The 7056-nt window shown below is 53.2% G+C and carries 9 protein-coding genes and 1 pseudogene; 9 read left to right on the top strand and 1 reads right to left on the bottom strand.

The annotated features are described in order from the left end of the window. Positions 1 to 184, top strand: a 184-nt coding sequence (locus CPT76_RS37940) for a hypothetical protein (RefSeq protein ID WP_181153102.1), incomplete at its 5' end; no start/stop codon positions are given. 194 nt (positions 185 to 378) lie between these two features. Here the strand turns inward: CPT76_RS37940 and CPT76_RS28430 are convergent. Beyond that, positions 379 to 690: a dehydrogenase gene (locus CPT76_RS28430; RefSeq protein ID WP_105445274.1), complete on the bottom strand. Its 312-nt coding sequence runs from the start codon at positions 688 to 690 to the stop codon at positions 379 to 381. 148 nt (positions 691 to 838) lie between these two features. Between CPT76_RS28430 and uptA the strand changes: the two genes are divergently transcribed. The 8 genes and pseudogenes from uptA to CPT76_RS28390 all read left to right on the top strand — a co-directional run. After that, a complete protein-coding gene (uptA, locus tag CPT76_RS28425) occupies positions 839 to 1453 on the top strand; it encodes an undecaprenyl phosphate transporter UptA (protein ID WP_105445348.1) in 615 nt (204 codons plus the stop codon). After that, positions 1453 to 1647, top strand: a pseudogene (locus CPT76_RS40745) (thioredoxin domain-containing protein); the annotation flags it as partial. The gene uptA and the pseudogene CPT76_RS40745, both read left to right, overlap by 1 nt. Positions 1648 to 1679: 32 nt before the next feature. Next, a complete protein-coding gene (gene gatB / locus CPT76_RS28415) occupies positions 1680 to 3119 on the top strand; it encodes an Asp-tRNA(Asn)/Glu-tRNA(Gln) amidotransferase subunit GatB (RefSeq protein ID WP_105445273.1) in 1440 nt (479 codons plus the stop codon). A gap of 96 nt (positions 3120 to 3215) precedes the next feature. After that, the gene (locus CPT76_RS28410; RefSeq protein WP_105445272.1) at positions 3216 to 3686 is read left to right on the top strand and encodes a GNAT family N-acetyltransferase; all 471 of its coding nucleotides are present in this window, start codon (positions 3216 to 3218) and stop codon (positions 3684 to 3686) included. 30 nt (positions 3687 to 3716) lie between these two features. Next, positions 3717 to 4430 carry an MgtC/SapB family protein gene (locus CPT76_RS28405; protein ID WP_105445271.1) on the top strand — a complete coding sequence of 238 codons (714 nt, stop codon included), beginning with the start codon at positions 3717 to 3719 and terminating at the stop codon, positions 4428 to 4430. Between the two features lie 148 nt (positions 4431 to 4578). Continuing rightward, positions 4579 to 5214: a hypothetical protein gene (locus tag CPT76_RS28400; protein ID WP_105445270.1), complete on the top strand. Its 636-nt coding sequence runs from the start codon at positions 4579 to 4581 to the stop codon at positions 5212 to 5214. 61 nt (positions 5215 to 5275) lie between these two features. Beyond that, the gene (locus CPT76_RS28395; RefSeq protein WP_146116454.1) at positions 5276 to 6547 is read left to right on the top strand and encodes a DUF4097 family beta strand repeat-containing protein; all 1272 of its coding nucleotides are present in this window, start codon (positions 5276 to 5278) and stop codon (positions 6545 to 6547) included. Positions 6548 to 6670: 123 nt separating this feature from the next. Beyond that, positions 6671 to 7056 (top strand): Fur family transcriptional regulator (locus tag CPT76_RS28390; RefSeq protein WP_105445268.1); only part of this gene is annotated, 386 nt, incomplete at its 3' end.

Genomic DNA, 7056 nt, shown 5'->3' with positions numbered 1-7056 from the left:
GGAGGCCCGGCGCATCGCCCGCTTTGGCTTCGGGCTGTACCACGATTATGCCCGCGCTGCGGAGGACACCCGGCTCCGGGTCATTCGGAATGACCGGGAGTTTGCCCTAACGTTCGAGGCCAGGGAATGGGGCAGGCAGCTTGCGGCATTGTCCGGTGTGAGGGCTCGGTGGACGGTGGAATGACAGTATGCGGAGAGCAGGATGCAAACGGTTCGGCCGCTTCCTGGTTTGTGGTCACCGCGCTGCCTTCTCCTAGCGTGCGTAGGTGTTATTCCTTGCGGCGCTGAAATGGGGGACAGCCGTAACAGCCGTAATGAAGCACGACTGCCCCGATGGTGCGCGTTGCCCCAATGGCTGTTAGGTGGGTGGACCAAACGTTACCCGCCGTAAGCGTCACGGAACGCGCTGCTGAGCCTGCCCGGTTCCAGCTGCCACAGTTCGGCGAGCTCCGGACAGACTTCTTTGTCCCACCAGTCGCACTGCACCTTGCGGTTGCTCCGGTTTTCATGAATCCATATGAGGTTGCCTACACTTTGCGGTAGTACATCGCTTCTCCCTCGTTTGACCAGATCTGCCGGAATATGCACCTTCATTCGCTTGATCGCCCGGTAGAGCTCGTTGCTGCATTTCCTGCGGATGCCGCGTGCCGTTGGCAGAGCGGCCTTTTTGTTTTGCGGGATCTGGGGCATCTGACTCACTCCTTTACCCACACCATATGCTGCTTTTTCAAGTGAAGACACCGGCGGGAGCAGATTGGGCACCAAGTAGAAGTCATGTCCATCCCTGTGCTAGAATAGCTTTGAAGTAGAAGAGTACATTGGGGAAGTGGGGGCCGGCGTGCATTTAATATCGGATATCATTAATCAGTTATTTGACTGGATTCAAAGTCTGGGCTATTTCGGAATTATGCTGGGTCTGATGATCGAGGTTATTCCCAGCGAGATCGTGCTGGCGTACGGAGGGTTTCTGGTGTCGTCGGGCCATATCAACTATATCGGCGCGGTTGTTTTTGGAACGGTCGGCGGCGTGATCGCGCAGCTGTTCATCTATTGGATCGGCCGCTACGGAGGACGCCCGGTGCTGGAGAAGTACGGGAAATACATTTTCATTCATAAAAAACATATCGATTACGCAGAGGAATGGTTCAACAAATACGGGACAGGCGTCATTTTCACGGCCCGGTTCATCCCGGTGGCAAGGCATGCCATTTCCATCCCTGCAGGGATCTCCCGGATGAATCTCGGACGGTTTACGCTGCTGACCACCCTGGCTGTCATTCCTTGGTCCGCATTGTTTGTATATCTTGGTTACCTGCTCGGAGACCAGTGGAAAAATATCGATGAGAAGGCGGCTCCATACATAACGCCGATTCTGCTCATTGCACTGGCGCTGCTGATCGTGTATTTTCTGATTAAATGGATCAATAACAGAAGGAAGAGAGGCGTTCACTAATGGCTAAAAATGTGGCAGATTATTTGAATCGCGGGATTTCCCCGGAACAGTTCGTGAGCGGCATGCAGAAAAACCAGGAGGCTTTCAAGAACGGTTACGAGCAGTTTGCGTGGAGCGATGAAGGCGATAGGGAGTTTTTTGAAAGCCTGAAGTTCCGCGACGACCTCCGCGTGCTGATCCTGGCTGCCGATTATCTCAGGCGGGACCAGGAGGGAGCAAGAACAATATGTCATCAACCAAATACGAAACTGTCATTGGACTGGAAGTCCATGTCGAACTGCATACCAAGTCGAAAATTTTCTGCGGCTGCTCCACCGAATTCGGCGCGCCGCCCAACACGCATACGTGCCCGATCTGCCTCGGACATCCCGGCGTACTGCCTGTTCTGAACCGTCAGGCTGTCGACTACGCGATGAAAGCAGCCATGGCGCTGAACTGTACGATCGCCGATGTAAGCAAATTCGACCGTAAAAACTACTTCTATCCCGATTCACCCAAGGCTTATCAGATTTCCCAGTACGACCAGCCGATCGGCGAGAACGGCTGGATCGACATCGAAGTCGACGGCCAGACCAAACGGATCGGCATTACCCGCCTGCACCTGGAAGAAGATGCGGGCAAGCTGACGCACGTTGACGGAGGATTTGCGTCACTGGTCGACTTTAACCGCGTCGGAACGCCGCTTGTCGAAATCGTGTCCGAACCTGACATTTCGTCGCCGGAAGAGGCGAAAGCCTACTTGGAGAAGCTCCGCGCGATCATGCAGTACTGCGAAGTTTCCGACGTGAAGATGGAGGAAGGCTCCATGCGCTGCGACGCGAATATCAGTATCCGTCCGGTGGGGCAAAAGGAATTCGGCACCCGCGCCGAGCTGAAGAACATGAACTCCTTCCGGGGCGTTCAGCGGGGCCTGGAGTACGAGGAGTACCGCCAGGCGGAAATTTTGGACGACGGCGGCAAAGTTGTGCAGGAGACACGCCGCTGGGACGAGGCCGCCGGCAAGACGCTGTCGATGCGCAGCAAGGAAGAAGCGCATGACTACCGCTATTTCCCGGATCCCGACCTCGTCAGACTTCATATCGATGAAGCTTGGAAGGAGCGCATCCGCGCAACGATTCCCGAGCTTCCGGATGCCCGGCAGGCGCGCTATACTTCCGAATACGGTCTCCCGAGCTATGATGCGGGCGTCATTACATCTTCGAAGCCGCTGGCGGACTTTTTTGAGGACAGCCTGAACTATACAAAGGATGCCAAAGCGGTTTCCAACTGGATTATGGGCGACCTCCTCGGATACTTGAACAGTACCGGCCTGGAGCTGCCGGCCCTCAAAATTACCGGCCGCGGTCTCGGTGAAATGATCGGATTGATCGAGAAGGGCACGATCAGCAGCAAAATCGCCAAAACGGTATTCAAGGAAATGCTCGAATCCGGCAAGCTGCCACAGCAGATCGTCGAGGATAAAGGACTTGTGCAGATCAGCGACGAAGGCGCGATCAAAACGATCGTCGAGCAGGTTGTCGCGGCAAATCCGCAATCCGTCGAGGACTTCAAGGCGGGCAAGCAGAAAGCGATCGGCTTCCTGGTCGGCCAGGTCATGAAGGAGAGCAAGGGCAAAGCAAACCCTGCGCTTGTCAACAAGCTGCTGGCTGAAATATTGAGCCAATAAAAGCTTGAGCTTCCCTTGGGGCTTGTCCGTGTGACAAGCCCCTTTGATTTAGCATTCATTTTCATTTTCGCGCATGCGCTCGAGGTGGTTTCGAATATGATAAACAGACTGTTTCTGGATGACGAGGACATGGTCGATCAGATCTGGCGTCTGCAGCATATGGCTTACCGGCTGGAGGCGGAGCGGATCGGGTTCCGCGATATTCCGCCGCTGATGGATACCCATGAAACGATACGCAAGTGTAAAGAGGATTTTTACGGATGCTTAAATGAGGACGGAGAACTTATCGGAGCGGTAGCAACGGAGCAGGAAGCGCCGGATACGATTACGATCAGCCGGATGATGGTTCATCCCGATCATTTCCGCAAGGGGATTGCGGGCAGCCTGATTCAGCACGTGCTGGATCTTCATCCGGATGTTCCCTTATTCATCGTGTCCACGGGAACCAAAAACACGCCGGCCGTGGCGCTGTACACCAAGTATGGCTTTGTTCCTTTTGACCGGTATGAGGTAGCCCCGGGCGTGGAACTGACGACCTTTCACAGAGCGTCCGATTCGTCACAATAAATACCTCAGCAGAATGGGAGAGGTTGACCCTTGCAGGATCCATGGTATATCGATAATGTGCATATTTTGCTGCGTTTGCTGCTGTCTATGCTGCTCGGGGGATTGGTCGGTCTGGAGCGGGAGCGGTCCAACCACGCGGCTGGACTCCGAACTCATATTTTAGTGTGCATGGGATCGGCGTTAATTATTATGCTGTCTATTTACGGCTTCTCCGAATTCGTTCACGAGGTGAACATCCGGATCGACCCTGCCCGTTTGGCATCGGCCGTCATTACGGGGATCGGATTCCTGGGAGCCGGAACGATTCTGTTTACCGGTAAATCCATTACCGGTTTAACGACGGCGGCTTCCGTATGGGTCGTCGCTGCGGTCGGCTTGTCTGTCGGCGCCGGGTTTTATTTCGCGTCCGTCGCAGCCACGCTGCTTATATTACTGACGCTCGTGGTATTTAATAAGCTGGAGCAGCGTTATATCAAAGGGAGCAAGCTCCACCTGTTCACGTTCCACGCCGTTTCGGTTCCGGGGCTGCTTGAATCAATCTCGGAATTGGTGCAGGCGGAAGGTATCACCGTGAAAAAATTGATTATCAATGAACGGAGTGCAGCCGCGCCCTTTGAGCTGGAGCCTCCCTCCACCACGCTTGAGATCTCGATGCACGTCCTGATCAAGCAGTCCTTTGATCCGCTACGGCTGGCTTCGCAAATCCGAAAGCTGGAAGGAATTACACTGGTGTCCCTAGACTGACGAAAACGCCGAAAGCTCCCGGGTGACCGGGGGTTTTTGCTTTGACAGGCCGGATAATCCAGATATTGACCTGTTAATTAGGGGACAGAATAGGGTACTATCAGAAAAAAGGACTCGGCCAAACCATTTAAAGAAAGGAGCTGCAAGCATGCATTCTGCCGGACGTCACTCAACAAATTCAGCGGACGAACCGCAGAAAGGTAAACGCCGGTTACGCATTCATTCCAAGGCGGAGCGGGGAGTCCGCAAGCGCCGACTGTATTCCCGCAAGCGCAAATTTACCGCAGGGCTTCTTGCAGCGATTTGTCCGGGACTCGGCCATATTTATCTGGGATTGTACCGTAAAGGGATTTCTCTTATATTCGCGCTGATGCTGGATGCGTCGGCGCTGCTCTATTTTTCTTCCATCGGCATCCAGATCAACGTACCATTGCTTATTTTGCTCGCGCTTTTATTTCCTGTCGCTTATTTTTATAGCGTTTATGATGTACTTCAAGCTGCGGATTATGTGATTTATCACCGGAAAAGGGCTGGGCTTGAGCTACCGGATGAAGAGGAGACGGAACGGGCGCATCCCTTTGCCTTGGAACGCAGCATCGCTTTTGGCGTATATCTGGTTGCCGGCGGGCTGCTGATGATCGCCTTTTATCAGAAGCCCAAATGGCTTGGCATGTTTATTGAACAGTACGGACAAACCGCAGTTGCGGTCGTTTTGATCGTCCTTGGTTTATTTTTCGGGCTTCGGGAGACGCTCCTGTTTTTAAACCAAAGACGTGGAAGATGAACCGCTGCGCCATAGCCTGATTTATGGCCGTGCTGCAGCGTGGAAAGAGGTGATCGACAACGTGAACCGAAAACCCAAATTGCGGGTGGGGCGTTTTACTGCTGTGCTGCTGCTGGTTGTGACCGGTGCACTGCTGTTGACGGATGCGGTTCAAGGGACCGAATACATGCTGTTCCTGCTAAAATGGTGGCCGCTGCTGGCCGTCCTGTGGGGTGCCGAATATATTGTGCTGTACTGGTTTATGCGGAAATCGCGAACACCCGGCTGGGGGCGTTTCCGGCTGGATATCCGCGGAGTGCTGGTGGCCGTACTGCTGTCGGCTTCCGTCTTTGTCGTCACCGAACAAGACCACTACCTGCACTTGTGGAATAAGGTCAGTTTGAATTTGACGGCGGCTGGTGTGGACTACAGTGAGGCTAAGGGTAAGCGGTTTGATAAGGACCCGATTTCGATTCCTGTCGCCTTCGAGACCCAAGCGGTGAATGTCGACAATATTAACGGCGATATTTTGCTGCAGCGGGGACCTGTGGACGACATTCGGGTGGATACCGAGATGTGGGTGGATCAGATTACGGGGCCGGAAGCGGATGTGATCGGGCAGGAATCCACGGTTGACGTCAGCGACGGAAGCACCGTTACGATCCAAACCAAAGGCAAGGCTTACGGGCAATCCGGCAAAAGACAGCCGCGGATGAACCTGACCATTACGCTGCCGGAAGACCGCCGCTTTAATTTTTCCATCCGGACGATGAACGGCGGTATTACCTTGAATAATGTAGAGGCCATTGAGCAAATTACGCTGGAAAGTGCAAATGGCGAACTTAAGCTGAACCATATTCTTGGGCAGGTTAAAGGAAAAACGCTGAACGGGGCCGTTCAGGCCGCGAACGTTACTGGCTCGGTCGATCTCACGACCAACCGGGGGAATATGGAGGCGATCGATGTTTCCGATTCTGTTGCGCTGACATCCCAGGTCGGGAATCTGTCGGTCATTCGGGCCCAGGGAAAAATCAATGTAAGCACCAAGAACGGCAACATTTATGTGGATGACATCAAATCGGATTTGACGGCAGAGTCGCTCAACGGCGATATTACGGCAAGATCGAACTCCGTCGGCGGAAACTGGGACATCTACAGCGCTGTCGGTGAGCTTATCCTTGATCTGCCTGGGGATGGCAACTACGCCATTGACGGAACGATCAGCTATGGCGATATTCATAACATGTTCCCCGAGTTTGTCGTGGACAAGAAGAGCATTACCGGCGAGATCGGCACCGGTGACTATACGATCCATGTCGAAGGCAACAGCGAACTGAATGTGAATAAATATTAAAAAAGGATGAACATGGAAGCTTTAACGGCTTCTGTGGGGCAGGGTCCGTTGACAAAGCTCAAAAGATAAACGTACAATAAAGTTATTAACGACTATGTTAAAACATTAAAGGCGGTGGGAATCATGTCTACGCGAGTCCAACATGCACTAGAACAACTGAAGGCAACAGGTGTTCGGATTACGCCCCAACGTCATGCGATTTTGGCCTATTTGATGGAGTCCATGAACCATCCGACGGCGGATGAGATATACCGCGCACTCGAGCCCAAGTTTCCGAGCATGAGCGTCGCGACCGTATATAACAATTTGAAGATGTTTATGGAAGCGGGAATGGTCCATGAGCTGACCTATGGAGATAATTCGAGCCGCTTTGATGCCAACGTATCGGATCACTTCCACGTGATCTGCGAGAAATGCGGCAAAATTGAAGATTTCATGTATCCTTCTCTGAAGGATGTAGAGCATACAGCGGAACAGAGCACTGGATTCAAGGTCAAGGACTTGAGGAT

Source organism: Paenibacillus sp. AR247 (genome assembly GCF_002968895.1).
In the GTDB taxonomy this organism is placed as follows: Bacteria; Bacillota; Bacilli; order Paenibacillales; family Paenibacillaceae; genus Paenibacillus_AQ; species Paenibacillus_AQ favisporus.
Note: the sequence above shows the minus strand (reverse complement) of the source record. Positions and strands in the feature narration are given on the sequence as shown.